The sequence below is a fragment of the Sphingobacterium sp. 40-24 genome (genome assembly GCF_001899705.1).
In the GTDB taxonomy this organism is placed as follows: Bacteria; Bacteroidota; Bacteroidia; order Sphingobacteriales; family Sphingobacteriaceae; genus Sphingobacterium; species Sphingobacterium multivorum.
Genome location: NZ_MKWH01000021.1, coordinates 18298 through 44849 on the forward strand (window position 1 = coordinate 18298; position 26552 = coordinate 44849).

Genomic DNA, 26552 nt, shown 5'->3' on the forward strand with positions numbered 1-26552 from the left:
CTTCCATGAAAAACCCCGACGCTATACCACGCCTACTGAAATCGACTCAGCCATTTCAAATTCTGCCCGAAACCCTACAATTGAGTATCGTCGACAGATTCAATGAACATCGTTTTTCCAAAGATACCTTAGTTTATCGGCAGAACATTACGGATATGGATGGTGTTGATTTAATCCTCGAAGGTGAATATGAAACGTTCTTTCTGGATGTTTCCGATAATAAACGATTGGTCGAAATACACCATAAGCCGTATTGTTTTGGTGGAATATCAGTCTTATTAAACCGAACAAAAGCACTCAAGTCTGTTATTGCGAAAAAAGGTACAATTATTTATCGTTTACCCCGAAAAGACTTTATTGAGTTGTGTAATGCGAATGAAGAGTTTTTCCATTTTTTCACCAATTCCTTTGGAAAAAGAATGTTAGATGAGGAGTTTTCTCATTTTGTGAAGTCGCCAGCTTCCTTTGAGGAAAGCTACTTTGCGGCAGACCAACTCTATTCGCGCAAAATTGAGCATATTACCTATAAAGATATCGTATCCTGTACACCCGATACCCCCATCTTTGAGGCTGCACAGACCATGGCGAAACACAAGGTAAGCTGCATATTTATTAAAAAGGAGGAGCAGATTCTCGGCTATGCAACCGATATTACCTTAAGAGACAATGTCGTGGCCCAGCAGATTCCGGCAACACAATTTATCGCTCAGGTTATGGATAACCCCATTGTCAGTATTTCCGATCAGGCCTATCTTTACGAGGCGGTACTGATGATGTTCCGCACGAAATCGAGGTATCTCCTTGTCGAGAAGGCGGGCAATTATATCGGTTTCCTTAGTCGAAATCGGCTATTGAGTGAACAGGGGCAGTCTCCGCTCGTATTCATTCAATCGGTTAAACTCGCCGAAACGCTGGATGAGTTGCGTGAAAAATGGAATAATGTTCCCGAGATTATCCACCAATTGCTCGGTAGGGGTGTAAATGCCGAGATTGCGAACCAAGTCATCACGACCGTTGCCGACAGTATTGCCCTTAAAGTAATTGAAAAAGTGATCGGGGAAATGGGCGAGCCACCCGCCAAATTTGTGTTTATGGTAACGGGCAGCGAAGGAAGGAAAGAACAAACGCTAATGACCGACCAAGATAACGCCATTATTTATGAAGATAAAGCAAACGAACAACGGGAGCTCGTACGCGCGTATTTCCTCAATTTTGCCAGTCGCGTGTCGGATCATCTCAATACCATCGGTTTTAGCTACTGTACCGGTGGATATATGGCCAGTAATCCCGAATGGACACATTCGCTGTCGCATTGGAAGAAAAATTACAAGAAATGGATTGAAGAGAGCATCCCCGAGAATGCGATTAAATTTTCGACCTTCTTCGACTGTAGGCGATTATATGGTGACCAGGGCATTATTGATCAACTCAAAGAATTTCTCAATATTGAGCTACAAAAACCCAACGAGCGTTTTTTTACGTTCATTGCAAAGAATGCGCTGCAATATGAACCGCCGCTCACATTTTTCAAGGCAATAAAAACGCAAACAATAGGTTCTTCTGAAGTCTTCAATATCAAGAAAGCGATGACACCCATTGTTGACTTAGTCCGGGTTTACGCACTGCAAAACAGAATTTATGAAGAAAATACCGGTGGTAGGTTAAAACAGCTCCTTGAATTGGGCATCTTCACACAAGAACAGTACGAGGAATTAAATCAATCCTATTATTACCTGATGTCGATCCGTTTAAAAAATCAGGCCAACCAGATCCGTATCGCTAAACTGGCGCCCAACAATTACGTACCTATCGATAGCTTAACCAATATCGAAAAGGCGACAATTAAAGAGATCTTCAAAACAATCCATAATTTTCAACTCGGTATTAAGCTGAAATTCACTAGCAATTTATTTGGTTAAGTACCTTATTGCCATACAAAGGCAATAAGGTACGAAGATCAGCGCTAACGCGCTTCTATTTTTTTGGCAAAGACAAATCAAACTGCCAATGCTTTGCTAATCGCTGCAACTCTTGCTTTGTTATTGGGATGACAGCACCATGTTTGGGCGAAGTGAAATTAGTAGATTTCATTTTACCTGCATTAAAGTGCCCCAGATCAACAAAATTTTTAAAATCTGTGGTTTCACTGAAGCCAAAATTATGTGGTGATATCCCATAGATATCATACATTAACACCCATTTTTCTTCCCCTATCCTTTTCCACACATTCGGAGCTTCACAGGCTTCTGGCTCAGGGTCATAGAAACGATCATCATACTGATAGGGTCCATTCGGGTGGTCCGAAACAGCTTGCTTAATGCCTGGAACACCATCATGGGCAACATAAAAAAGATGGTATTTATTACCTACTTTCGTCATGTCGCCATCGATGTAATTTTTATTTGATTTGGGGTATTGAAACAAGAGCTGTGGTTCTGATTCAAATGCTGTGAACTCCTTATTTAAGTAGGCATAGTAGAGCTGATTCAGTCCATTGCCAAACCGCATCGTAAAATAGATCATCATCTTACCAGTACGATCATCATAGATGAGTTCGGGAGCCCAAAAGGCGCCAACATTTTCCCAGCCTTTAAAGGCTTTCTCCAAGTAGAGCTCCGTATGGGTCCACTGAATTAAATCAGCCGATTTCATTAAGACAATACCGCGGTTGTTACCCCATCCAAATGCGACTCCGTCGCGCTCCCATTCCGTATTTCTATACCCTTGCTTTTGTCCGTAGATATGTAGATCCGTCATGACCATATAAAAATACCCATCTTTTCCACGCATGATATAGGGATCGCGAATACCTTTCTGCTGTGCAATGCTATCGCCAGCAATGATCGGTTTTCCTTGATTGATATCGGTGAAAGAATAGCCATCCTGACTGACAGCAACATACAGACCATGGCTTTCATCCTTAAAATAAACCATGAGGTAAGCAGCCAGATCCGATTCCTTCACCTGTGCAAACAAGTTATGCACAAATAGCATCAGGGTTGTAAAAATGAGTATGCGGATATTCATCTTATTTTACAGTCAATTTTATCAAGGTCAAGGAGTAAGGTTCAAATGTTTCAACAATTGTCTTCCCCTTATAAGTTATTGTATTTTGCTTTGGACGGATATTCAATGGTTCCTCGATACTGTTACTCTGGTTTAAGTTGGCGTTGGCCAAGGTGATTTTCTCTGCTGTCGCAGCAGGCTTTTTCTTCGAATTTATGGCAAGGTTCACTTTCATCGGCTTACTATTGTAATTGACGACTTTCACGATAAGCTGTTGCGCAACGGCATCAAATACTGCCGAAGCATATAGGCTATCTTTGCCCGCTACGAATTCACCGTCCCGTTTGATCGGAACAATGCTTGTCCCTTTATTGGTCGCATATAATTTTTGCACTTGGTAGCTCGGTGTTCCATATACCTGCAAGTTATCCACCCAAATTAAATCAGGTGACCACTGCCAGCCATCGACATGACCGAATAATGGCGCGTAAGATGCCATTTCCACTACGTCGCCATTTCGTTCCAGGCCCGTCATGAAAGCGGCTTCCGAGAGGGCCGCCTCCCAGGTACTTTTGCCAGGACCGTTTGGTCGTGTGGTATGCGAAGCGTATTCCCCTGCGAAGATTTTCACCCCATTTCTAGGGTAATTATCATAACGATTGGCGCTCGACAGAAACCAGGATGGTGGGCGGTAATAATGTTCATCAATGATATCGATATTCATCGCCCGCAGTTTATCATCTAAGAAGTCAAAACGATCTCCTTCGGGATCGGTACCCGAACTGGCGATAATTTTGATCTCCGGATGTTTCTCGTTTAACGCTTTCTTGAAGACGGTTAACCGCTCGATATATTGCGGGCCCCAATTTTCATTTCCAACGCCCAACATGCTGAGGTGGAAAGGCTCAGGATGCCCCATATCCGCTCGTAATTTTCCCCATTTTGTAGCTGTTGTGCCGTTAGCAAATTCAATCAGATCCAAAGCGTCTTGAACATATGTATCTAACTCATCTAAGGGTACCACTTCACCGGTATTAAATTGGCAGGCCATACCGCAATTGAGAATTGGCACCGGAGATGCGCCAATATCTTCCGCCAGCAAAAAGTATTCATAAAATCCTAAACCGAAGGTCTGAAAATAATCAGGTGTCAGACGATGGCTAAACTCGGTATTCCAGCGGTTGATAATCAATTCCCTTTCCGTTATTGGTCCAACCGTTTTTTTCCATTGAAACCGATTGGCCAAATCTCTCCCTTCAACAATACAGCCGCCAGGAAAACGGATAAAGCCAGGTTTCATATCGGCAAGCATCTGAACCATATCTTTACGTAAACCCTTCGGTCTACCTTTCCAGGTGTCTACTGGAAATAACGAAAGCATATCGACGTCTAACGTACCTGTCCCTGTAAACCACACATTTAATTTGGCTTTATCTGTCGTTTGGTTGGCAGGAAATTTGACCGCAGCTTCAGACCATGATCCGACGGATTCAAGCGGAAGTTCAGCTGCGCCAATAACCTTATTCTGTTGATCGAGCAGCTCAACATGGATTTTCATTCCTTTAGCTGCACTTTGGTATTGTACTGAGAACTCATATGCTGCACCCGCTTTCACTCCCATTCCTCTAAAGCCTTCATTTTGTAGACCTAATTTCAGGTTAGCTGCATTATGTATCCTTAAATAACGTTTGTTCCCTTTACGTTTGCCATCGTTTAGTAGCAGGTAGCTTCCCTCAGGACCATTTTCGAGCTTTTTCCAGCCCATCCAAGGCTGATCAAACTCAAATGATCTATTCTTTACCAATTCTGCATAGATCCCCCCATCGGCACCAAGATTGATATCTTCAAAAAAGACGCCCCACATATGCGGCGATATGTTGCCTGTAGGTTTATCCAACGCAACATTTAATGTTATCGGTGACTGCGCCAATGCTGAAGAGCCCAAGCTCGCTAACAGTAACAGTGTTGACAGTACTCTTTTCATCCCTATATTTATTTTTTCAACAATAATTTATTATTTCAGGTTTTACACCAGCTTTAACAGCACAAATAGGGTAACACGACATGACAACCCTATCAAAATTAGCTGTTATATTAATTCCAATACAATAACTGAAAATGCAGGAATGTCCACTTCAATGGTACCATTTACAGCCTTTGCCTTATTGTACACAACAGGTGCAATTGTTGCGGGTTTCTTAAAGGAATTATAATCGCGTAGGTTGTCCGCCGTAAGAATTCGACCTGTTACTTTTCCAGCTTTCACCGAACCCAAATCTACCTTTACCTTATTATTCTTTTTCGGATCAATATTTACTAAGGAGATATGTGTACGACCTTGCTGATCTTGAGAGGCTGAAACCGACACGGCCGGAATTTTTTCTTGGTTAAATTCAAAATCCGTTGATTGAAGGGAAATAGGAATTAACTTGGCATCCTGATGTACCTTATACATTTCCATCACATGATAAGTCGGCGTCAAAATCATATTCTTTCCTTCTGTCAGGATAACAGCTTGCAATACATTCACGGCTTGGGCAAGATTGGCCATCTTCACCCGGCGAGCATGATTGTTAAAGATATTGAGTGTCATTCCTGCAATCATGGCATCACGCATGGTATTTTGTTGGTAGAGAAAGCCCGGATTCGTACCAGGTTCTACCGCATACCAGCCGCCCCATTCGTCTACGATCAGATCCACCAGTCCTTTCGGATCATATTTGTCCATGATGGCGATATTCTTTTCCACGAGCTCATTCATAAGCCAAGCTGATTTCATGGTTTTAAAATACTCCTCCTCCGAATATTGCGTTGCAGAGCCTTTGTCGTCCCAGTTGATCACGGCATAGTGATGAAGTCCCATGCCTTTCATCAAACCACTTGGAATTTTCTTCATCAAAGTCTCCGTCCAATTATAATCGGCACTATTGGCTCCCGAGGCGATTCGATACAAACCGCTTCCATTGGTCCAGTCCGACATAAACGTGGCGTATTTGCGGTAGATGTCTGTATAGTAATCGGCAGTCATATTTCCGCCACAGCCCCAGGCTTCATTTCCTACGCCCCAGAATTTCACCTTCCAAGGCTCTTGCCGACCATTTTTTCGTCGCCAATCCGACATGGGGCTCTCGCCTTTAAAATTCACATATTGAACCCAGTCGGCAAGTTCCTGCACCTCACCGCTCCCCACATTTCCCGCCAGATAAGGCTCTGCACCCAACAATTCACACATATTGAGAAAATCGTGTGTACCAAAAGAGTTATCCTCTGTCACGCCGCCCCACCAATTGTTTACGATAGCAGGACGCTGGGCTTTGGGACCAACGCCATCCTTCCAATGATACGTATCGGCAAAACATCCTCCTGGCCAACGCAAATTGGGAATATTCAACTTCTTAAGAGCTTCGATGATATCTTTCCGGACGCCGTCAGCATGGGGAATCGAATCATTTTTCTCACCGACATAAAATCCATCATAAATACAGCGTCCCAAATGTTCGGCAAAATGTCCATAGATATGTCGACTTATAATCTGCTCCTGCTGTGGTGTTTCCAATCTTACACTACTCTGTCCATACAGTAATCCAGTGGCCAGCGTAAAAACAACGCCTAATTTTAATCTTAGCTTCATCATATCGATTTTATTATTTCACACTAAATTGATAGGTTGTCTTTGAACTATATTTTTCGCCAGGTTTTAACACCGTTGACGCAAAACTGGGGTGATTTGGTGCATCTGGAAAATGTTGTGTCTCCAAGCAGAAGGCAGAACGGAATGGATACACTTTTCCCTCTTTCCCTTTAGGATCCGAATCCTTCATAAAATTACCGCTGTAAAACTGCAAGCCTGGTTCGGTTGTGTAGATGTCCATTTCAATACCTGTCTTGGTAGCATACACCTGTGCGACCTTCTGGAAACCATCCTTCTTGTTGAGTTCAAAATTATGGTCATAGCCCTTTCCAATCTTCAGTTGAGCATTTTGATCTTCAATACGAGCGCCAATGCGTGTCGGTTTGGTAAAATCGAATGCGGTGCCCGCGACAGGCAAGCTCTTTCCTGTTGGGATCAAGGTATTATCAACTTCGGTAATTGCCTTTGCATCAATCTGAAGTTCATGATCCAAAATAGAAGAATCTCCGGCTCCATTGAGGTTAAAATACGCATGGTTGGTCAGATTTAAGACCGTCTCTTTATCTGTTGTCGCCTGATAGGCTATGGCCAAAGCACCATTGTCCTCCAGGGTGTAGGTAACCTCCATCTTGACCGTTCCTGGATACCCCGCTTCTTTATCAGGTGAGGTATAGGCTAATGTGATTGATGTATTAGTGCTACTAACGACATCCCACACCTTATTGTAAACGCCATTGGTACCGCCATGAAGTGAGTTCTCGCCATCATTCTTTTCCAACGTATACACCTCACCATTCAGTTTAAATGATGCTTTCCCGATCCGGTTACCATAACGCCCTACAATGGCGCCGTAAAAATTATTATAGTTATCCTTGTATTCTTTGGCCGAATCATAGCCCAAAATCACATCAGTCGCTTTACCGTTCTTATCCGGGACTTTTAAACTCACCAGACGTGCACCATAATTTGTCAACGTAATGGCGAGTTTGTCGTTCTTGAGCTGGAACAGTTTAACTTCTTTACCATCAATCTGACTGTCGAAAGCAGGGCTGGAAGTAGAATCAGCCATCGTTGCTGCTTGCTTATTTTGAGTTGATGAAGATTGGCAGCCATAGGCCAATGAAGCACAAGTCAACAAACCAATAATAATTTTCTTATTCATCTGTAATTAAGTTTTACCCCATCGGTCTGATGGAGGCTTCCTAATTTTCATTAGGAATGGTTCATAATTTTTTAATTATTCAAATGGCAACATTCTACCAAAAACGCACGTAGATAGCGGTCACCAACAATAAAGTCACAACAATTAATGCCAATACGGATGGTTCTACTTTAAACATCGACCGATCCAATACAAAAGCTTTTGGATTAACCTTTGGTCCAAATAAGCTCACAGCAATCATAGCAATCATTGTAAATACAAATGCGAGTCCCATACATATCTGGAATGGTATTTCATAAACGCCCGCTTTGTTGAGATATGCCGTATAGATCCATGTCTCTGGTCCGAAAACCTTTGTTGCAAACTCATTGAAAAATATAGACAACGCAAATCCCGTAACAAGGCCTGTAATGGCGGCTGCACCTGTCGTCCTTTTCCAAAACATCCCTAGCAAAAACATCGCAAAAACACCGGGGCTGATGAAGCCTGTATATTTTTGGATAAAAGTAAATCCGCCGGCACCACCGATGCCCAGCGCATCATTCCAGGTAAACAAAACAGAAAGTAGAATAGAGATCACGATGGTTATCTTTCCAACCCACACCATTTTTGCTTCGCTCGCATCTTTATTGATGTATTTTTTAAAGATATCCAATGTAAAAATCGTTGCGATACTATTGGCCTTTCCGGCCAATCCGGCCACAATAGCCGCTGTAAGCGCCGCCAGCGCAAGCCCTTTCATTCCATTGGGCAGATAGCCCAATATCGCTGAATATGCATTATCGGCATGAAACACTCCTCCAGGAGCCATTTCGTGTTGTAACGCACCATTTTTGTATAGCACATAAGCGGCTATCCCTGGAAGCATAACGATAATTGGCATAAACAATTTTAGAAATCCCGCAAAAAGAATCCCTGTGCGTGCAGTCTTTAGATCGGCTCCCAAAGCGCGTTGTGTGATGTATTGATTACAACCCCAGTAATTTAGGTTGACAATCCAGATTCCGGCAAGGTACATTCCTATTCCAGGCAGCATCAGATACTTATTGATATCTTCCTGACTAGCTCCTGGCCCTGGTTTATCGACAAATAGGTTAAAATGCTCCGGCGAATCTTCCATCAATTTATTGAATCCAGCCAAGGCGTCTTGTCCCAAACCAAAATGTTCACTGACCAAGGTCAATGCCACATACGTCGTCGCTATACCGCCAATAATTAATACAACAACCTGAATAACATCTGTAAAACCAATAACACGCATTCCCCCCAGCGTAATGATGACGGCAAATACGGCTAAAGCAACTGTAATGGTGTGGAAGCTGTCGCCACCTCCGGCCATACTCGAAATGGCAATTGCCCCGAGATACAGGATAGATGTCAGATTGACAAAAACATACAAAAACAACCAGAAGATTGCCATGATGAGACTCGTCGTTTCATTGTATCGGTTGTTCAAAAACTGAGGCATCGTGAAAATCTTGTTTTTCAGATAGACCGGAATAAACCAAACCGCAACAATAATTAACGCTACCGCAGCAATGAGCTCGTAAGCAGCTACAGCAATACCAACCTCAAATCCATTGCCGCTCATGCCAATAAACTGTTCAGCAGAAATATTCGATGCGATCAATGAAGAGCCTATGGCCCACCAGGTCAGTGATCCTTCCGCCAGAAAGTAGTCCTTGCTGCTGCTTAAACTATTCGTCTTTTTACGATAAATCCAATAGCCATAGCCGGCTACAATAAAGAAGTAAATTACGAAGATGATGTAATCTACCGTTGCAAATTTTTCCATATTTCCCAAATTGGTTATTATCAATAAGCCATTTATACCGCGAAGAACAGGTATAAATGGCTTAGGTTATTATTTACCCAGTAAATAATAGAGTTCATTCCATTTCAATTGGTCTTCGAGTCTTGCTACCGTAGTGTCCTCGTCGATCAATACATATTCTAAACCCGCCATACGTGCAAAATCTTCCAGGTATTCGGGTGTTAAGCTCAAACTGTAGGCAGTATGGTGCGCACCCCCAGCCACAATCCAGGCACTGCAACCTGTTTTCATATCGGGCAGCGGTTTCCATAACACCCGTGCGACAGGAAGCTTAGGGAGTTCTTCTTCTACAGCAACACCTTGTACTTTGTTCACGATCAAACGGAAACGCGTTCCCATATCGACCAAAGAAGCATTCAATGCATCACCACTTTGGCCATTGAAAACCAAGCGAGCAGGATCTGCCTTGCCGCCAATGCCTAGTGGATGCACTTCTATTCGTGGTTTTCCAATTGCCAATGCGGGGTCCACTTCCAACATGTGTGAGCCAAGTACCATGGGATTCTGCGGATCAAAATGATAGGTGTAGTCTTCCATAAATGCCGTCGTACCCGGTAATCCTGCTCCCATTACTTTGCAAGCACGCACCAAAGCCGGCGTCTTCCAATCCCCTTCACCGGCAAAACCATAACCCTCAGCCATTAAACGCTGTACCGCCAGGCCCGGAAGTTGTACCATGCCATGCAGATCCTCAAAAGTATCCGTAAAACCTTTAAAGTCTCCTTGTTCCAAAAACTTCCGTAGGCCAATTTCTATCTTAGCAGCTTCGATGAGGTTAGCACGATATTCACCGCCAGCTTTCACATTTTCGGCTAGCTCATAAGTTGCTTCGTACTCTACTAATAATGCCGCGATTTCCGCTTCAGTACTCGCATTAATCACCTCCACTAGATCACCAATGGCATAGGTGTTTACAGCGAAACCAAATTGCGACTCTGCCTCTACTTTATCGCCATCTGTAACAGCCACATAACGCATATTGTCACCAAAGCGTGCAAATTTGGCTCCTTGCCAGTCATGCCAGCCTGCGGCTGCACGCGCCCAAACATTAATCCGTTCCAATACTTCCGCATCTTGCCAATGGCCAGTGACGACTTTACGCGCTATTTTTAAGCGGCTAACGATATGTCCAAATTCACGATCCCCATGTGCACTTTGGTTAAGGTTCATAAAATCCATATCGATACTATGCCACGGGATATCCTGGTTGTACTGCGTATGCAGATGCAACAATGGCTTTTGCAACGCTTTTAATCCTCGGATCCACATCTTTGCCGGTGAAAAGGTATGCATCCAGGTAATGACCCCAATACAATTTTTTTCACTGTTGGCGGCTGCCAATGTTGCATAAATCTCGTCTGTATTTTTTACGATCGGTTTATATTTTACCGTTACCGGAATCACAGGCTGTACATTTAAATAGGCTGCAATTTCTTCCGCATGTACGGCTACTTGTTTTAAGGTTTCTTCTCCATATAGATCTTGGCTTCCAACGATAAACCAGACCTCAAGTTCTTTTAAATTGATATTCATGTTAATTGTAGTTTTTGCTCTATTTTTTATTATTCAGCATTATTGACCATAATAGGCATTGTTTCCATGCTTCCGTTCGTAATGCTTTTTGATCAATGCAGGCTTTAATCGAGGTGCATTCGGGTTGATCTGTTCTGTCAACCAAGCCATTTTCGCCACCTGTTCCAACACCGCACTGTTATAGACAGACTTTATTCCGGTTTTACCCCAAGCAAACGGCGCGTGGTTGCCAACCAGAATCATTTCCACTTCTTTATAGTCCAGCTTATTTTCGACAAAGTGATTGATAATTTGAAACCCCGTTTCATGTTCGTAGTTTCCGGCGATCATCTCATCGTGCATTGGTGGGGCACAAGGAATATCGACGGTCAAATGATCGGCATGTGTTGTTCCAAAAATGGGAATATCCCGCTGTGCCTGTGCCCATGCTGTCGCATAGGTGGAGTGTGTATGTGTTATACCGCCAATCTCTTTCCACTGTTTATACAATAGGGCATGGGTTTTCGTATCTGATGATGGCCGAAGATTACCCTCAACCACATGACCATCAAAATCTACAATCACCATATGTTCCGGTGTAAGCTCCTCATAAGGGACCCCACTGGGTTTAATGGCAAAAACTTCATGGTGACGGTCAACAACACTCACATTTCCAAATGTAAAAAGCACCAATCCAAGCTGGGGCAATTGCATATTGCAATGGTAGGCTTCTTCTTTAATTGAATTATACATGATTAAAATTTGAATGGTTAAACAGTAATGGCGAGCGATTCCTTTCCTTCGACAAAAGCTCCCAGCGCTTTGTAATGTTCATAACGCTCGGCATAAATGGACACCCATTTTTCCTCAGGGATATAAGTTCGTTCAAAACCTTGCCCCATTGCCTTCATGGCATCCTCGACCCGGTTATATAAACCAGCTGCTGTTGCGGCAAACATGGCTGCGCCAATGGCACAAGTCTGTTCACTTTTATGAATACGAATAGGCATATTCATCACATTGGCCATCATTTGCATAATAAAAGGTGATTTTTTTGCAACTCCGCCTAAACCGATCAAGCCTTTTACAGGAATACCCTGCTCCACGAAACGGTCAACAATAGCCTTTGCACCGAAACAGGTCGCTTCGACAATCGCTCTGAAGATCCGCGGCGCATCTGTTCCGAGATGTAAGCCTGTGATCGCCCCTTTCAAGGATTGATCCGCATCCGGAGTTCGGCGGCCATTGAGCCAATCTAAAGCTAATTCAGATGTTTCTGTTACGGGAAGTAACGCAGCCTGCTCACTTAGACTGACCAATAGTTTCTCTTCCAACGCAGCGATCAATTGTTCGCGCGTTCGTTCATCGATCTCTTCAACATCTTGTATCAAGTTTTTCGTTGGCCATAGCAACACCTGTTTCAGCCAGGCGTAAGCATCTCCAAATGCCGACTGACCAGCTTCCATACCTATCATTCCCGGTATAATGGAACCGTCTACCTGACCACAGATTCCCCTGACCAACGTATGCTGTACCTCTTCTTTTGGAGCAACTAACATATCACAGGTTGATGTCCCCATCACCTTACTCAGATAGTAGGGCTCAATTTGTCCTCCAACTGCACCCATGTGGCAGTCAAATGCACCTACACCAACAACAACTGATGTTGTAAGACCTAATCGTTGCGCCCATTCTTCCGAAAGCTGACCTGCAGATTGATCAGCAGTGTATGTTTCTGAAAACAGGCGATCAACCAAACCATCCAACAATGGGTCAAGTGTCGAAAAGAAAGAATTTGGAGGTAGGCCGTCAAATTCTTCAGCCCAAAGTGATTTATGACCCGCTGAACAAACCCCACGCTTCATAGCAGATACCTGTGTTCCTCCAGTCAATAGAAAAGGAATATAATCACAATGCTCCACCCAGCTATAGGTGGCGGCACGGACCTTTTCATCAGCCCGAAATACATGGAGTAATTTGGCCCAGAACCATTCCGAAGAGTATACACCGCCTACATACTTCAGATAATCCACCGAACTATTTTGATTGTGCAGGTTAATTTCTTTGGCCTCTCTAACGGCTGTATGATCTTTCCATAAGACAAACATGGCATTGGGGTTGTCTTTAAACTCGTCCAACAGCGCCAATGGAACGCCGGCTGCGTTGACAGCAACTGGAGTAGATCCTGTTGTATCCACGGAAATTGCTTTTACAGCTTTGCCAATATTGTCGACTCCCGATTTGAGCAAGCAATCTTTAATTGTCGCTTCCAAGCCTTCGATATAATCCAACGGGTGCTGCCTAAACTGACTTAAAGCAGCATCACAATACGCCCCTCTTTTCCATCGCGGGTAGTAAAATACAGAAGAAGCTATCTCCTCGCCATTGTTAGCATCAACCAATACTGAACGGACCGAATCACTTCCATAGTCCACCCCAATGACATACGATTTATTCATTTTTGCTGAATTTGGTTTATAACTTATAATTGTCTCTAATGCCTTACTTTCCACTATCCCCCTTTCGAAGTTAGCCATGGAAAATAATTAGTGTCAAATAAACATTTATTTTTTTAAATATGAAAGAAAATTTTCATATTTAAAAAATAGAGCTAACTTCATAGCAGCAAATTATGGTTAACCCGAATTCCTGATATAGGGGTATAAATGCCTTTTAAAGGGATGTATCAGACAATTATTATACTTATTTTTAGCTATTTACTTTTTTACATAGTTTTGCTCGTGGAATAAATGGGGTGGTGTCAGATAAAAAGATAAAACGATAGACGATGGAATATTATAAAAAAGATTCAGGGATCCTTTTGGCAGTAGACTGCATCATATTTGGATTTAACGGCGAATCCCTTGAAGTACTTTTAATTAAACGTGATTTCGAACCAGAAAGAAATAAATGGAGTCTGATGGGTGGTTTCGTTCAATCCGACGAAAGTCCGGAAGAGGCCGCGAGCCGAGTACTCAAACAGCTAACAGGACTTGAAAATGTATACATGGAGCAATGTAGTGTATTCGGCGAACCTAATCGGGAACCTAGCGACCGGGTTGTCAGTATCTGTTATTTTGCATTGATTGACACACAGCAATATAAACATATCCTAAGCGACGATTACGAAGCCCAATGGTTTCCATTGCGGGAGCACCCAACACTGATCTTCGATCATGATCAAATGATCGCTTCGGCACAACACCGTCTACGCATGAAAGCGGCTTTGTATCCGATATTATTTGAACTGCTGCCCGAGAAATTCACGATTCCCCAAATTGCAGCACTTTATGAGGGTGTTTACAATATTGAGTTGGACAAGCGGAATTTCAGCCGAAAACTGCTTTCCTCAGACCTCATCATCAAACTGGAGGAAAAGGATAAGGAAAATTCAAAAAAAGGAGCCTACTATTTCAAACTAAACACGGCGATCTATAAGGAAAAGATCATGTCCTTTTTACGGTATTTGCCAAGTTGGTCGATCGAATCATAATAAAGTGACGGAAAATCAGGTATGTATTGGAATATATTTCACTTAACATTTTCGTTTTTTCAATAATTCCTTATATTTATCACAGGTATATCCTGGTTTTGCAATTTGGATAGGCTGGATTAACGCATTTTATAAAATAAACAACATGAGCAAATTGAGATTAGCATTTATATTCTTTACAATTTTATTTATTTCATCACATACATTACTGGAGGCACAAACTCCTACTGCGGCTCCCGCCACTACAGCAGCACAACAGGATAATGCTTTCAAGTACAGTCCGGATGGATTAAAAAAAGGAAGTTTGGCAAATCAATTTGACCACCTGAATTATATTTCGAAAAACAACTATGATTTCAAGATGGTGCGAAAAACCAATCTGGATATTGTGAAACGAAATGTCATAGATACCGTAGCAAAACTCCACAAGGAAATCAGCTCTTTAAAATCATCTTCAAGCAACTATACATCCAATACCAAAACTTTGCAAGATTCTATTCAGGTTTTAAAAGATCAGCTGGCGCAGGAGAAGGAAAAAACAGAAAGTTTTTCTTTCTTGGGCATCAATACCTCTAAAACTTTTTACAATACAGTTGTTTGGACGATCATTGCGGTATTGGCCGTAGCAGCATTTATCTTTTTATTTTCTTATCGGAAAGCGAAAGTAGACACGGTGGAATTCCAAAAGACAGCGGAGCAATCGCAAGAAGAATTCGCTACGTTCCGTAAAAAATCCATGGAAAAGGAACAGCTGCTCAAGCGCCAGTTGCAGGACGAACTAAATAAAAAAATATAGTCCTGCTTCTCATAAAATAGCATATTTATTTTGATCGACCTGTAACGACTCCTTGAGGTACTCCGTTACAGGTCGATTTTATTTCATCAGGTACCATTCCTCAAAACAAACAAAAGATTCAACGAAGTAATGCAGTAAACTTCAAAAATACCTAGCCGAATAAAATAGAAAAACTATATTTGCGGGTATAGAAATCGAAACATACAGAATTACAATAGATAACATTTTGACCTACATTAATAAAATTGTAATTTAATTGCAAATTCTATTTGTTTTTAAAAACGAATAACCTTATTTTTGCTGACCAAAAAAGAGGCCTTTTATGTCTCTTATATAAAATTGATTAATAAATATTTAGTCCCTATAATATGCCCAAGATTGGTAAAATAGCGCAGATTATCGGCCCAGTTGTTGACGTCAACTTCGCCGACAGTGAAAATCTACCTAAAATTTACGATGCATTGTACATTCAAAAAGAAAATGGACAACGTGTTGTATTAGAAGTTCAACAACACTTAGGTCAGGATCGTGTACGTACAATTGCCATGGACGCAACTGAAGGTTTAGTTCGCGGAATGGAAGTTGTCGATACTGGTGCTCCTATCAAAATGCCTGTTGGTGAAGAAATCAAAGGTCGTGTATTCAATGTAGTTGGTGATGCCATAGACGGGATCCAAAATTTGAATAAAGAGAATGGTCGTCCTATCCACAACGTACCTCCTAAATTCGAAGATTTGTCAACTGAATCCGAAGTACTTTTTACTGGTATCAAAGTTATTGACCTTTTAGAGCCATATGCTAAAGGTGGTAAAATTGGTTTATTCGGTGGTGCCGGTGTAGGTAAAACTGTATTAATCCAAGAATTAATCAACAATATCGCAAAAGGTCACGGTGGTCTTTCTGTATTCGCCGGTGTAGGTGAACGTACACGTGAGGGTAATGACTTATTGCGCGAGATGTTGGAGTCTGGTATCATCAAATATGGTGAGCACTTTATGGAAGGCATGGAAAAAGGCGAATGGCCTTTGGAAACTGTTGACCACGAACTGATGAAAGATTCAAAATGTACTTTCGTATTCGGTCAAATGAACGAGCCTCCTGGGGCACGTGCACGTGTTGCTTTATCAGGTTTGACAGTAGCGGAATACTTCCGTGACGGAGATGGCGAAGGTCAAGGCCGTGACGTATTATTCTTCATTGATAACATCTTCCGTTTTACACAAGCAGGTTCTGAAGTATCTGCCCTATTGGGTCGTATGCCTTCAGCCGTAGGTTACCAACCAACATTGGCAACTGAGATGGGTTTAATGCAAGAGCGCATCACTTCAACTAAAAACGGTTCAATCACTTCGGTTCAAGCCGTATATGTACCTGCCGATGACTTAACTGACCCTGCTCCAGCGACAACTTTCGCTCACTTGGATGCAACGACAGTATTGTCTCGTAAAATTGCTGAGTTAGGTATCTACCCTGCTGTGGATCCTTTGGATTCTACATCACGTATCCTTTCTCCTGCCGTTTTAGGTAACGAACACTATAATACTGCACAACGTGTAAAAGAAATTCTTCAACGTTATAAAGAATTACAAGATATCATCGCCATTTTAGGTATGGACGAATTATCGGAAGAAGATAAATTAACAGTACACCGCGCACGTCGTGTACAACGTTTCTTATCTCAACCTTTCCACGTTGCAGAACAATTTACAGGTTTAAAAGGTGTATTGGTAGACATCAAAGATACCATCAAAGGTTTCAATATGATCATTGACGGTGAAGTAGATGAGTACCCTGAAGCTGCCTTCAACTTAGTCGGTAACATTGATGATGCTATCGAAAAAGGTAAAAAATTATTAGCAGAAGCAGTTTAATCTAGATTATATCTAAGAATAATGAAGTTAACAATTATCACTCCAGACAAATTAGCATTCGAAGGCGAAGTAACTTCAGTTACTGTACCGGGCTCTGCGGGTTCTTTTCAAATTTTAAAAGATCACGCTGCCATTGTTTCTACTTTGGAAGATGGAAAAGTAATTATTCAACAAGGTAAAGGTGAACAGGAAGTGTTCATTAAAGGTGGTGTTGTGGAAGCAAAAAACAATGTCATTACCGTGCTTGCTGAAGGAATTATCGGAGATTAAATCAAATCGATTTTATAAAATCTAAAAAGCTTCCGATAGAAATATCGGAAGCTTTTTTTTTAAAGTTTTTTTGACATTTTCTTCATTTTAGGAAGAAAATCAACCATTGTAACAAAAAATAATTTTTCAACAGTGTAGACCAATTTTAAATATGGTATGCGACTAACAAAATATAAAACCGAATAAAAGGCATTATTAAAAAATAAAATTTCATAAAAACACACTTAATGAAATTTTATTCTAAATACAAAATTAGCACTTTACCTATTGCCAATTATTGTAATTCCTGCTACCTTGAGGAAATGAAAATCGAAAGTTTTTATAGAAGCTCGAGATAGCATGATTTACCACCATTATTACAACAAAGGGAACTACTATCATCAGGTAAATTTTGGGTTATGAAATATTACGATAAAAACACATTGATCTATTTAGATGGAGCTTTTGTAAAAGCTTCCGAGGCTGCATTGGATCCCTTTGCACAGTCATTGCATTATGGGTATGCGGTGTTCGATGGTTTACGTGCGTATAACACCCACAATGGACCACGTATCTTTAAAGCTGACAAGCATTTCGATCGCTTAAAGAGATCATGTGAAGCCGTTAATATCCCCTATCGCTGGAGCAACCGAGAGCTGATCGACATCTGTTATGAGCTCTTGGCCAACAACAACCTAAGAGAAGCTTATATACGTCCTTTGGTATTGACTGGTTCAAATATGCATCTCACCTCATCAACCGAAGCAACCCTCATGATGGCAGCATGGGAATGGGGTCCATATCTTGGTCAAAACCTATTAAAGGTATGTATCTCTGATATCAAAAGACCCAATCCAAAATCCTTTAAAATTGACTCGAAGATCTCTGGGCAGTATGTTAACTCCATCCTTGCGACAACAGAAGCCATCAGGAAAGGCTACGACGAAGCTTTGATGCTCGACCACGAAGGCTACGTTGCCCAAGCATCCAGTGAAAATATTTTCATCGAAAAGGATTTCAAAATCTATACGCCGCCAGCGAAGAATATCTTCCCGGGCATTACGCGCCAGACGGTAAAAAACATTTGTAAAAAATTAAACTTCGAAGTCATTGAAAAGCAATTGACGGTAGAGGATATTTACACTGCTGACAGCGCTTTCTTATGTGGAACTGCGGCAGAAATTATCGGAATCAAACAAGTCGATGATGTCATCTACAAAGAAGCCTGGGAACACAGCATAGGTGCATCAATCCAAAGAAGATATAAAAATTTAGTATTAGAGAACGAAAATTATGAAGTCATCATCTAACGGCGAAAACACAATGAACAAATACAGCCGTACATTTACACAAGACGAAACGCAACCTGCTGCAAAAGCAATGCTTTATGGTATCGGTCTTACAGATGCCGACATGGACAAAGCACAGGTCGGTATTGCCAGCATGGGATATGATGGTAATACGTGTAATATGCACTTAAATGATTTGGCACAAATCGTCAAGAAGGGCGTTTGGAACAATGAGTTAGTGGGTTTGACCTTTGGAACTATTGGCGTCAGTGACGGTATGAGCAATGGTACCGATGGAATGCGTTATTCGTTGGTAAGCCGTGATGTGATCGCTGATAGTATCGAAACGATCTGTGGCGGACAATATTATGATGGCTTGATCTCTATTCCTGGCTGTGACAAAAACATGCCTGGTGCTATTATGGCCATGGCCCGTTTGGACCGTCCTTCTCTAATGGTATATGGCGGTACCATCGCTCCAGGACACTATAAAGGTGAAGAATTAAACATTGTGTCTGCATTTGAAGCATTGGGACAACGCATCTGCGGAAATCTTTCCGATGAAGACTATGAAGGCATTATCAAACATACCTGCCCTGGTGCTGGTGCTTGTGGCGGAATGTATACCGCAAATACCATGGCTTCGGCAATTGAAGCCTTGGGAATGAGTTTACCCTACTCATCTTCCAATCCGGCGATCTCGGAAGAAAAGAAAAATGAATGTTTAGAAGCAGGTCGACATATCCGCACGCTACTTGAGAAAGATATCAAACCCTCTGATATCATGACACGTAAAGCATTTGAGAACGCGCTACGTACCATCGTTATCTTGGGTGGTAGTACCAATGCTGTACTTCACTTTATTGCAATAGGCAAAGCCGTAGGCGTAGACATCACGCAAGACGACTTCCAACGCATGAGTGATGAAACCCCGGTATTAGCTGACTTTAAACCGTCTGGTAAATACTTGATGCAAGATCTTCAGCAATTTGGAGGAACACCTGCTGTCATGAAATATCTTTTAAATGAAGGTTTATTGCATGGTGACTGTATCACGGTAACAGGAAAAACGGTCGCTGAGAACTTGGCGGATGTTAAATCAATCATGGAATATGATCAACCGATTATCAAACCCTTGAGCGATCCAATCAAAGCTACAGGACACTTACAAATTCTTTACGGGAACTTAGCAGAGAAAGGTTCTGTTGCTAAGATCTCCGGCAAAGAAGGTGAAAAATTCACTGGTCCTGCACGCGTATTCGATGGAGAGCATGATTTAGTAGCGGGCATCGCATCTGGTAGAATCAAACCAGGAGATGTAGTGGTGATCAAAAATGAAGGTCCTGTTGGAGCGCCAGGCATGCCTGAAATGCTTAAACCAACCTCCTTGATCATTGGTGCTGGCCTTGGTAAATCTGTTGCTTTAATCACCGATGGCCGTTTCTCGGGTGGTACACATGGTTTTGTCGTCGGACATATCACACCAGAATCTTACAAAGGCGGATTGATCGGTCTTGTAAATGATGATGACATTATCGAGATCGATGCGGTAAATAACAGCATCAATGTGCTGCTTTCCGATGAAGAGATTGCGCAACGCCGTGCCGCTTGGGTACAACCAGCGTTAAAAGTTAGCAAAGGAGTTTTATACAAATACGCTAAAACTGTTGCCGATGCATCAGAAGGCTGTGTAACGGATCAGTAGAAAATAAAAAACAGAGACATTAAGCAAATACAGACCTAAACAATCGACGCTTAATGTCTCAGATCTAATATCTAAATACTAAAAGACTGAATAATCAACAATAAAAAAATCAACGTAATGAGTACACTGGAAATAACAGAAAATAAGGCCGCTACAGCGCAGCAAACTCCGACACAAATTTCGGGATCGAAAGCTGTATTGGAGGCCTTATTGAGCGAAGGAGTTGATACCGTATTTGGTTATCCTGGAGGCGCAATTATGCCGATCTATGATGCCCTTTATGATTATACGGATCGTCTGAAGCATATTTTAGTGCGCCATGAACAAGGTGGAATCCACGCGGCGCAAGGTTATGCAAGAACTTCAGGTCGTACAGGCGTCGTCTTTGCGACAAGTGGCCCTGGAGCAACAAACCTAGTTACTGGACTGGCTGATGCCATGATCGATAGTAACCCTATCGTCTGTGTCACAGGCCAGGTCTTTGCTTCACTTTTGGGAACGGATGCTTTTCAGGAAACAGATGTCATCAATATCACGGCACCTGTCACCAAATGGAACTACCAAGTCACCGACGCAACTGAAATTCCAGCCGCACTCGCAAAAGCATTTTATATTGCAAGTACAGGTCGTCCAGGACCGGTATTGATCGATATTACCAAAAATGCACAGCTACAATTGTTCGATTACTTCGGTTACGAAAAATGCAGCCACGTACGCAGTTACAGACCTGCACCGCAAGTTCGTAAAGAATATGTTGAACAAGCTGCAGCGTTAATCAACGATGCAAAAAAACCATTTGTTCTTTTTGGACAAGGCATCATTCTTGGAAAAGCAGAGGAAGAATTTAAAGCTTTTATCGAGAAAACTGGCATTCCTTCGGCATCGACTGTCATGGGGTTAAGTGCACTTCCAACGGATCATAAACTTCACGTCGGGATGCTGGGTATGCATGGCAACTATGCGCCAAATGTCATGACCAATGAATGTGATGTTTTAATAGCCATCGGCATGCGTTTCGATGACCGTGTGACAGGTCGTTTGGACAAATATGCCAAACAGGCAAAAGTAATCCATTTGGATATAGATCCCGCAGAGATTGACAAAAACGTACAAACAACCGTACCTGTATGGGGCGATTGTAAGGAATCACTTCCCATGCTGACGGAATTGGTAAATGCTGCAGATCACTCCGCTTGGTTGGAACAATTCCGTGAACTTGAAAAAGAAGAAATCAAGGAAGTCATCCAAAACGAACTTCACCCACAAACCGATATTATGACCATGGGTGAGGTCATCCATGTGTTGAATGAATTGACAGGCGGTGATGCGATCATTACAACGGACGTCGGTCAACATCAAATGGTCACTTGTCGCTATGCTAAATTCAACAACAGCAAATCGAATGTAACCTCCGGGGGTTTAGGAACGATGGGCTTTGGTCTTCCGGCAGCAATCGGTGCCTGGTATGGCGCGCCAGAGAAAACTGTCGTAGCAATCATCGGTGATGGTGGTATACAAATGACGATCCAGGAGCTGGGAACAATTATGCAATTTGGTGCAAAAGTCAAAATCATGATCCTCAACAATGAGTTCTTGGGCATGGTACGCCAATGGCAGCAATTGTTTCATGACAAACGTTATTCGTTCGTGAATATCACGAGTCCTGACTTTGTTGCTGTTGCGAAAGGCTATTACATCGACGGTCAGAAGATTTCGGAACGTAAAGACTTACGTAATGCACTGAAAACCATGATTGATCACGACGGAGCATATCTATTGGAAGTGATGGTAGGTAAGGAAAACAATGTATTTCCAATGGTTGCACAAGGAACATCGGTATCTGAGATACGTTTAAAGTAGAATTTGACATGGAAAAACAAGAATATACCATCACCCTATATACAGAGAATTCAATCGGTCTTATCGGTCGAATCTCAACCATTTTTTCAAGAAGAAAAATCAATATTGAAAGCTTGAATACTTCCCCTTCTGAAGTAGAAGGGATACATCGTTTTACCATCGTCATCACGGAGGCTGAAGATGTTCTGCGTAAGCTTTGTCGTCAACTGGAAAAACAGATTGATATCCTCAAGGCCTATTACAATACCAATGATGAAGTGATCTGGCAAGAACAGGCGCTCTATAAAGTGCCTGCGGATGTTGTGAATGAAAAGGTATACGTAGAACGTTTATTGCGTCAATATGGTGCCAATGTTGTTGTGATCCGCAACGACTATATCGTCTTTGAAACTGCAGGTCACCGTGAGGAGATCGATAAGTTGACAGAGGAATTGACCAAATATGGTTTGATCGAATTTGTCCGTGGCGCACGTATCGCCATCATTAAAGATAGCGCAGGTTTCCACTCCAAATTGGTTCAGTTTGAAGCCAAGGAACCATCGATAGAAATTGTAGAGAACGAGTATCTCGACAAAAGAGATGATGTATTTACAATGTAAGCTTTAAAAGTATTATGCAAGAGACATTTAAATTTATCTTAAAGTCACGTCAAAAATTCATTGAATTACTTGACGGTCTTTCCATTGAACAGCTTAACAAAATTCCCACGGGATTTAACAATAATATCATCTGGAATTTTGCCCACATTGTCGTCAGTACACAGACCTTAGTCTATGTCCGTACAGGTATTAAAGCCGACACGACCTGGGTAAAATATAATGAAGATTATAAAAAAGACACCAAGCCAACCCGCTTTGTTGAACAAGCAGAGGTTGATGAATTGAAAGAAATCGCAATCCGCAGTATTGAGCAAATTGCTGCTGACTATGAACACGGTGTTTTCGGAGAAATCACCTCCTTTTCAACAGCAACCTATGGCTATCCAATGGATACCATCGAAGAAGTTATTGCCCTGACATCAGGTCACGATAACGTTCATTTCGGTTACGCCATGGCGCAACGCAGATTAGTACAATAATTAAAATAAATAATCAACAACCCATAACAGAAAGAAAGTAAAACAATGGCAAATTATTTCAACACCTTACCGCTTAGAGAGCAGTTAGAACAATTAAGTCACGCTGAATTCATGGACAACACTGAATTCACAGATGGTGTAAATGCTTTAAAAGGTAAAAAAATCGTAATCGTAGGATGTGGTGCGCAAGGCTTGAACCAAGGTTTAAACCTAAGAGATAGCGGACTGGACGTTTCTTATGCTTTGCGTAAAGAAGCTATTGAACAAAAAAGAGATTCTTGGAAAAACGCTACGGACAATAACTTTAACGTAGGCACTTACGAAGAATTGATCCCATCTGCGGATTTAGTTATCAACTTGACTCCAGATAAACAACATACGTCAGTAATCAACGCTGTCATGCCGTTGATGAAAGAAGGCGCTACATTATCGTATTCACACGGTTTCAACATCGTTGAAGAAGGTATGCAAATCCGTAAAGATATTACTGTCATCATGGTTGCTCCAAAATGTCCAGGTTCTGAGGTTCGTGCAGAATATCTTCGTGGTTTTGGTGTACCTACCTTAATCGCTGTTCACCCAGAGAATGATCCGCAAGGAAAAGGCTGGGCTGAAGCAAAAGCATACTGCGTAGGAACAGGTGGACATAAAGCCGGTGTATTGAAATCTTCATTTGTAGCCGAGGTAAAATCAGATTTAATGGGTGAGCAAACGATTCTTTGTGGATTGTTGCAAACAGGTTCGATCTTATCTTTCGACAAAATGATCGAGAAAGGTATCGAAGCTGGTTACGCATCAAAATTGGTACAGTACGGTGTAGAAGTAATCACGGAAGCCTTGAAACATGGTGGTGTGAGCGGAATGATGGACCGTTTGAGCAATCCAGCAAAAGTAAAAGCCTTTGAGATCTCTGAAGAATTGAAGGATATTATGCGTCCTTTATTCCAAAAACACCAAGATGATATCATGTCAGGTCACTTTAGCAAGACCATGATGGAAGACTGGGCAAATGGTGATGCGAATTTATTGAAATGGAGAGCTGAAACAGGTGAAACTGCGTTCGAAAAAACACCTGCTGGTGATGTTAAAATCAACGAACAAGAATACTTCGACAACTATACACTGATGGTTGCTTTCATCCGTGCAGGTGTTGAATTGGCATTCGAAACAATGGTTGAAGCAGGTATCAAACCAGAATCAGCCTATTACGAATCATTGCACGAAACACCATTGATCGCTAACACAATCGCTCGCAAGAAATTGTTCGAAATGAACCGTGTTATCTCTGATACAGCAGAATACGGTTGTTACCTATTCGACCAAGCTTGTAAACCTTTGTTGGCCGACTTCATGAAAACTGTTGATACTGATCTCGTAGGTAAAAACTTCAATGAAGGTAGAGATGCTGCAGTTGATAACGCACAATTAGTTGTCATCAATGAAATTCTACGCGATCACCCTGTAGAAATCGTCGGTCGCAAATTGCGCAAAGCGATGACTGCAATGAAAGCAATCAAAACTGTTTAAAAGTCCATACGAAATTATACATGCTCCAAAAATCATGAATATTTCGTAATTTAGTATATCGAAATCAAGGTGATATTGAGACATTTGCAATATCACCTTGGTTCATATAAAAATAACATAAGAGAGATTAAAAAATGTCAAAAACATTAGTAGAAAAGATTTGGGATGCGCACGTCGTCAAGCGTGAAGAAGGGTTTCCGGATATTATATATATCGACACCCACTTGATTCATGAAGTTACTTCACCTCAAGCTTTCGATGGCTTGCGTAAAAGAGGAATCCCAGTTTTTCGTCCAAAGCAAACGGTAGCTACTGCCGACCACAACGTACCGACACTCAATCAACATTTACCGATCAAAGAAGAGCTATCCCGTTATCAAGTTGATATGCTCACCAAAAATTGTGCTGAATTTGGTATTGAATTATATGGTTTAGGACATCCATACCAAGGGATTGTACACGTTATTGGTCCGGAGCTGGGTATCACCCTACCAGGTAAAACGATGGTCTGTGGCGATAGCCATACCTCAACACATGGTGCTTTTGGAGCTATTGCTTTTGGTATTGGAACCTCTCAGGTTGAACAGGTCTTCGCAACGCAATGTTTGTTGCAGTCGAAGCCAAAAACAATGAAAATTGAAGTCAACGGTACCCTTCAAAAAGGTGTTGGAGCAAAAGATATCATCCTATATATCATCTCTAAAATCTCTGCTGCGGGCGGTACAGGTTACTTTATTGAATATGCTGGTTCAGCAATCCGTTCTTTAAGCATGGAAGCACGTATGACCATTTGTAATATGAGTATAGAAATGGGTGCACGTGGAGGCTTAATTGCTCCGGATCAGATCACTTTCGACTACGTAGAAGGCCGTGAATTCGCACCGAAAGGTGAGGAATGGGATCAAGCCCTAGCATACTGGAAAACATTATATTCTGACGAAGATGCCATCTTTGATAAAGTGTTGACTTTTGATGCTGCAGATATTGCACCAATGATTACTTATGGCACCAACCCAGGCATGGGTATGGGTATCGCGGAACATATTCCAGCAACTAACGCACAACCGGAATCAGAAAGACCATCATACCAAAAAGCATTGGATTACATGGGCTTTAAAGATGATTCAACAGTCTTAGGCAACCGTGTTGATTATGTATTCATCGGAAGTTGTACCAATTCCCGTATTGAAGATTTACGTGAAGTAGCTTCATTCGTTAAAGGCAAGCAAAAAGCACAAGACGTTGAAGTATGGATTGTACCGGGCTCAAAACAGGTAGAAAAACAAGCGAAAGAAGAAGGCTTGGATAAAATATTTGAAGCGGCAGGATTCCAGCTACGTGAACCAGGATGTTCGGCATGTTTAGGGATGAACGAAGATAAAATCCCTGCTGGTAAATATTGTGTTTCGACTTCAAATAGAAACTTCGAAGGCCGTCAAGGACCGAATGCCCGCACCATGCTGGTATCTCCTTTGACAGCAGCAGCTGCGGCAGTAACAGGTAAAGTAACAGATGTAAGAGAGTTGATCTAAGTAGAAA

Annotated in this window: 20 protein-coding genes; 12 read left to right on the forward strand and 8 right to left on the reverse strand. The window is 41.9% G+C overall.

Annotated elements, in window-relative coordinates; genetic code table 11:
* Positions 1–5: 5 nt before the first annotated feature.
* Entirely contained in the window at positions 6–1919 is a 1914-nt protein-coding gene (locus tag BGP15_RS07040; RefSeq protein ID WP_286769082.1) for a DUF294 nucleotidyltransferase-like domain-containing protein, read from the forward strand.
* A gap of 55 nt (positions 1920–1974) precedes the next feature.
* Here BGP15_RS07040 and BGP15_RS07045 read toward each other — a convergent pair whose 3' ends face one another.
* The 8 genes from BGP15_RS07045 to BGP15_RS07080 all read right to left on the reverse strand — a co-directional run bounded on the left by BGP15_RS07045 (position 1975) and on the right by BGP15_RS07080 (position 13604).
* Positions 1975–3027, reverse strand: coding sequence for a glycoside hydrolase family 43 protein (locus tag BGP15_RS07045; RefSeq protein WP_286769083.1), 1053 nt, complete (start codon positions 3025–3027; stop codon positions 1975–1977).
* Between the two features lies 1 nt (position 3028).
* The gene (locus tag BGP15_RS07050) at positions 3029–4990 is read right to left on the reverse strand and encodes an alpha-L-arabinofuranosidase family protein (protein WP_286769084.1); all 1962 of its coding nucleotides are present in this window, start codon (positions 4988–4990) and stop codon (positions 3029–3031) included.
* Between the two features lie 105 nt (positions 4991–5095).
* The gene (locus BGP15_RS07055; protein ID WP_286769085.1) at positions 5096–6640 is read right to left on the reverse strand and encodes an alpha-N-arabinofuranosidase; all 1545 of its coding nucleotides are present in this window, start codon (positions 6638–6640) and stop codon (positions 5096–5098) included.
* 10 nt (positions 6641–6650) lie between these two features.
* A complete protein-coding gene (locus BGP15_RS07060; protein ID WP_112374964.1) occupies positions 6651–7799 on the reverse strand; it encodes an aldose epimerase family protein in 1149 nt (382 codons plus the stop codon).
* A 94-nt stretch (positions 7800–7893) separates the two neighbouring features.
* Positions 7894–9594 (reverse strand): sodium:solute symporter family transporter, encoded by a 1701-nt coding sequence (locus tag BGP15_RS07065; protein ID WP_112374965.1) that lies wholly within the window; start codon positions 9592–9594, stop codon positions 7894–7896.
* A 69-nt stretch (positions 9595–9663) separates the two neighbouring features.
* Complete coding sequence (gene araA / locus BGP15_RS07070) at positions 9664–11166, reverse strand: L-arabinose isomerase (protein WP_286769086.1); 1503 nt, start codon at positions 11164–11166, stop codon at positions 9664–9666.
* Between the two features lie 39 nt (positions 11167–11205).
* Positions 11206–11898 (reverse strand): L-ribulose-5-phosphate 4-epimerase, encoded by a 693-nt coding sequence (locus BGP15_RS07075; RefSeq protein WP_286769087.1) that lies wholly within the window; start codon positions 11896–11898, stop codon positions 11206–11208.
* A gap of 17 nt (positions 11899–11915) precedes the next feature.
* On the reverse strand, positions 11916–13604 hold the full coding sequence (locus BGP15_RS07080) for a ribulokinase (RefSeq protein WP_115049386.1): 1689 nt from the start codon (positions 13602–13604) through the stop codon (positions 11916–11918).
* A 329-nt stretch (positions 13605–13933) separates the two neighbouring features.
* On the opposite strand from BGP15_RS07080, the gene BGP15_RS07085 reads away from it, so the two are divergent.
* The 11 genes from BGP15_RS07085 (at position 13934) to leuC (ending at position 26545) form a co-directional block, all read left to right on the forward strand.
* Positions 13934–14638 carry an NUDIX hydrolase gene (locus BGP15_RS07085; protein ID WP_070570142.1) on the forward strand — a complete coding sequence of 235 codons (705 nt, stop codon included), beginning with the start codon at positions 13934–13936 and terminating at the stop codon, positions 14636–14638.
* A gap of 145 nt (positions 14639–14783) precedes the next feature.
* A complete protein-coding gene (locus BGP15_RS07090) occupies positions 14784–15434 on the forward strand; it encodes a hypothetical protein (protein WP_070570144.1) in 651 nt (216 codons plus the stop codon).
* A 368-nt stretch (positions 15435–15802) separates the two neighbouring features.
* Positions 15803–17305 (forward strand): F0F1 ATP synthase subunit beta, encoded by a 1503-nt coding sequence (gene atpD, locus BGP15_RS07095; protein ID WP_070570146.1) that lies wholly within the window; start codon positions 15803–15805, stop codon positions 17303–17305.
* A 21-nt stretch (positions 17306–17326) separates the two neighbouring features.
* The gene (gene atpC / locus BGP15_RS07100) at positions 17327–17575 is read left to right on the forward strand and encodes an ATP synthase F1 subunit epsilon (protein WP_145327530.1); all 249 of its coding nucleotides are present in this window, start codon (positions 17327–17329) and stop codon (positions 17573–17575) included.
* A 398-nt stretch (positions 17576–17973) separates the two neighbouring features.
* A complete protein-coding gene (locus BGP15_RS07105; RefSeq protein WP_112374967.1) occupies positions 17974–18864 on the forward strand; it encodes a branched-chain amino acid transaminase in 891 nt (296 codons plus the stop codon).
* The gene (gene ilvD / locus BGP15_RS07110) at positions 18848–20548 is read left to right on the forward strand and encodes a dihydroxy-acid dehydratase (protein ID WP_070570151.1); all 1701 of its coding nucleotides are present in this window, start codon (positions 18848–18850) and stop codon (positions 20546–20548) included. The genes BGP15_RS07105 and ilvD overlap by 17 nt, the downstream gene beginning before the upstream one ends.
* 117 nt (positions 20549–20665) lie before the next feature.
* Positions 20666–22408, forward strand: a complete 1743-nt coding sequence (ilvB, locus tag BGP15_RS07115; RefSeq protein WP_070570153.1) for a biosynthetic-type acetolactate synthase large subunit — start codon at positions 20666–20668, stop codon at positions 22406–22408.
* Between the two features lie 8 nt (positions 22409–22416).
* On the forward strand, positions 22417–23007 hold the full coding sequence (ilvN, locus tag BGP15_RS07120) for an acetolactate synthase small subunit (protein ID WP_070570155.1): 591 nt from the start codon (positions 22417–22419) through the stop codon (positions 23005–23007).
* 14 nt (positions 23008–23021) lie between these two features.
* Positions 23022–23486: a DinB family protein gene (locus tag BGP15_RS07125; RefSeq protein WP_236560296.1), complete on the forward strand. Its 465-nt coding sequence runs from the start codon at positions 23022–23024 to the stop codon at positions 23484–23486.
* Positions 23487–23531: 45 nt separating this feature from the next.
* Positions 23532–25013 carry a ketol-acid reductoisomerase gene (gene ilvC, locus BGP15_RS07130; protein WP_075994367.1) on the forward strand — a complete coding sequence of 494 codons (1482 nt, stop codon included), beginning with the start codon at positions 23532–23534 and terminating at the stop codon, positions 25011–25013.
* 134 nt (positions 25014–25147) lie between these two features.
* Entirely contained in the window at positions 25148–26545 is a 1398-nt protein-coding gene (gene leuC, locus BGP15_RS07135) for a 3-isopropylmalate dehydratase large subunit (RefSeq protein ID WP_104383784.1), read from the forward strand.
* The last annotated feature ends 7 nt before the right edge of the window (positions 26546–26552 follow it).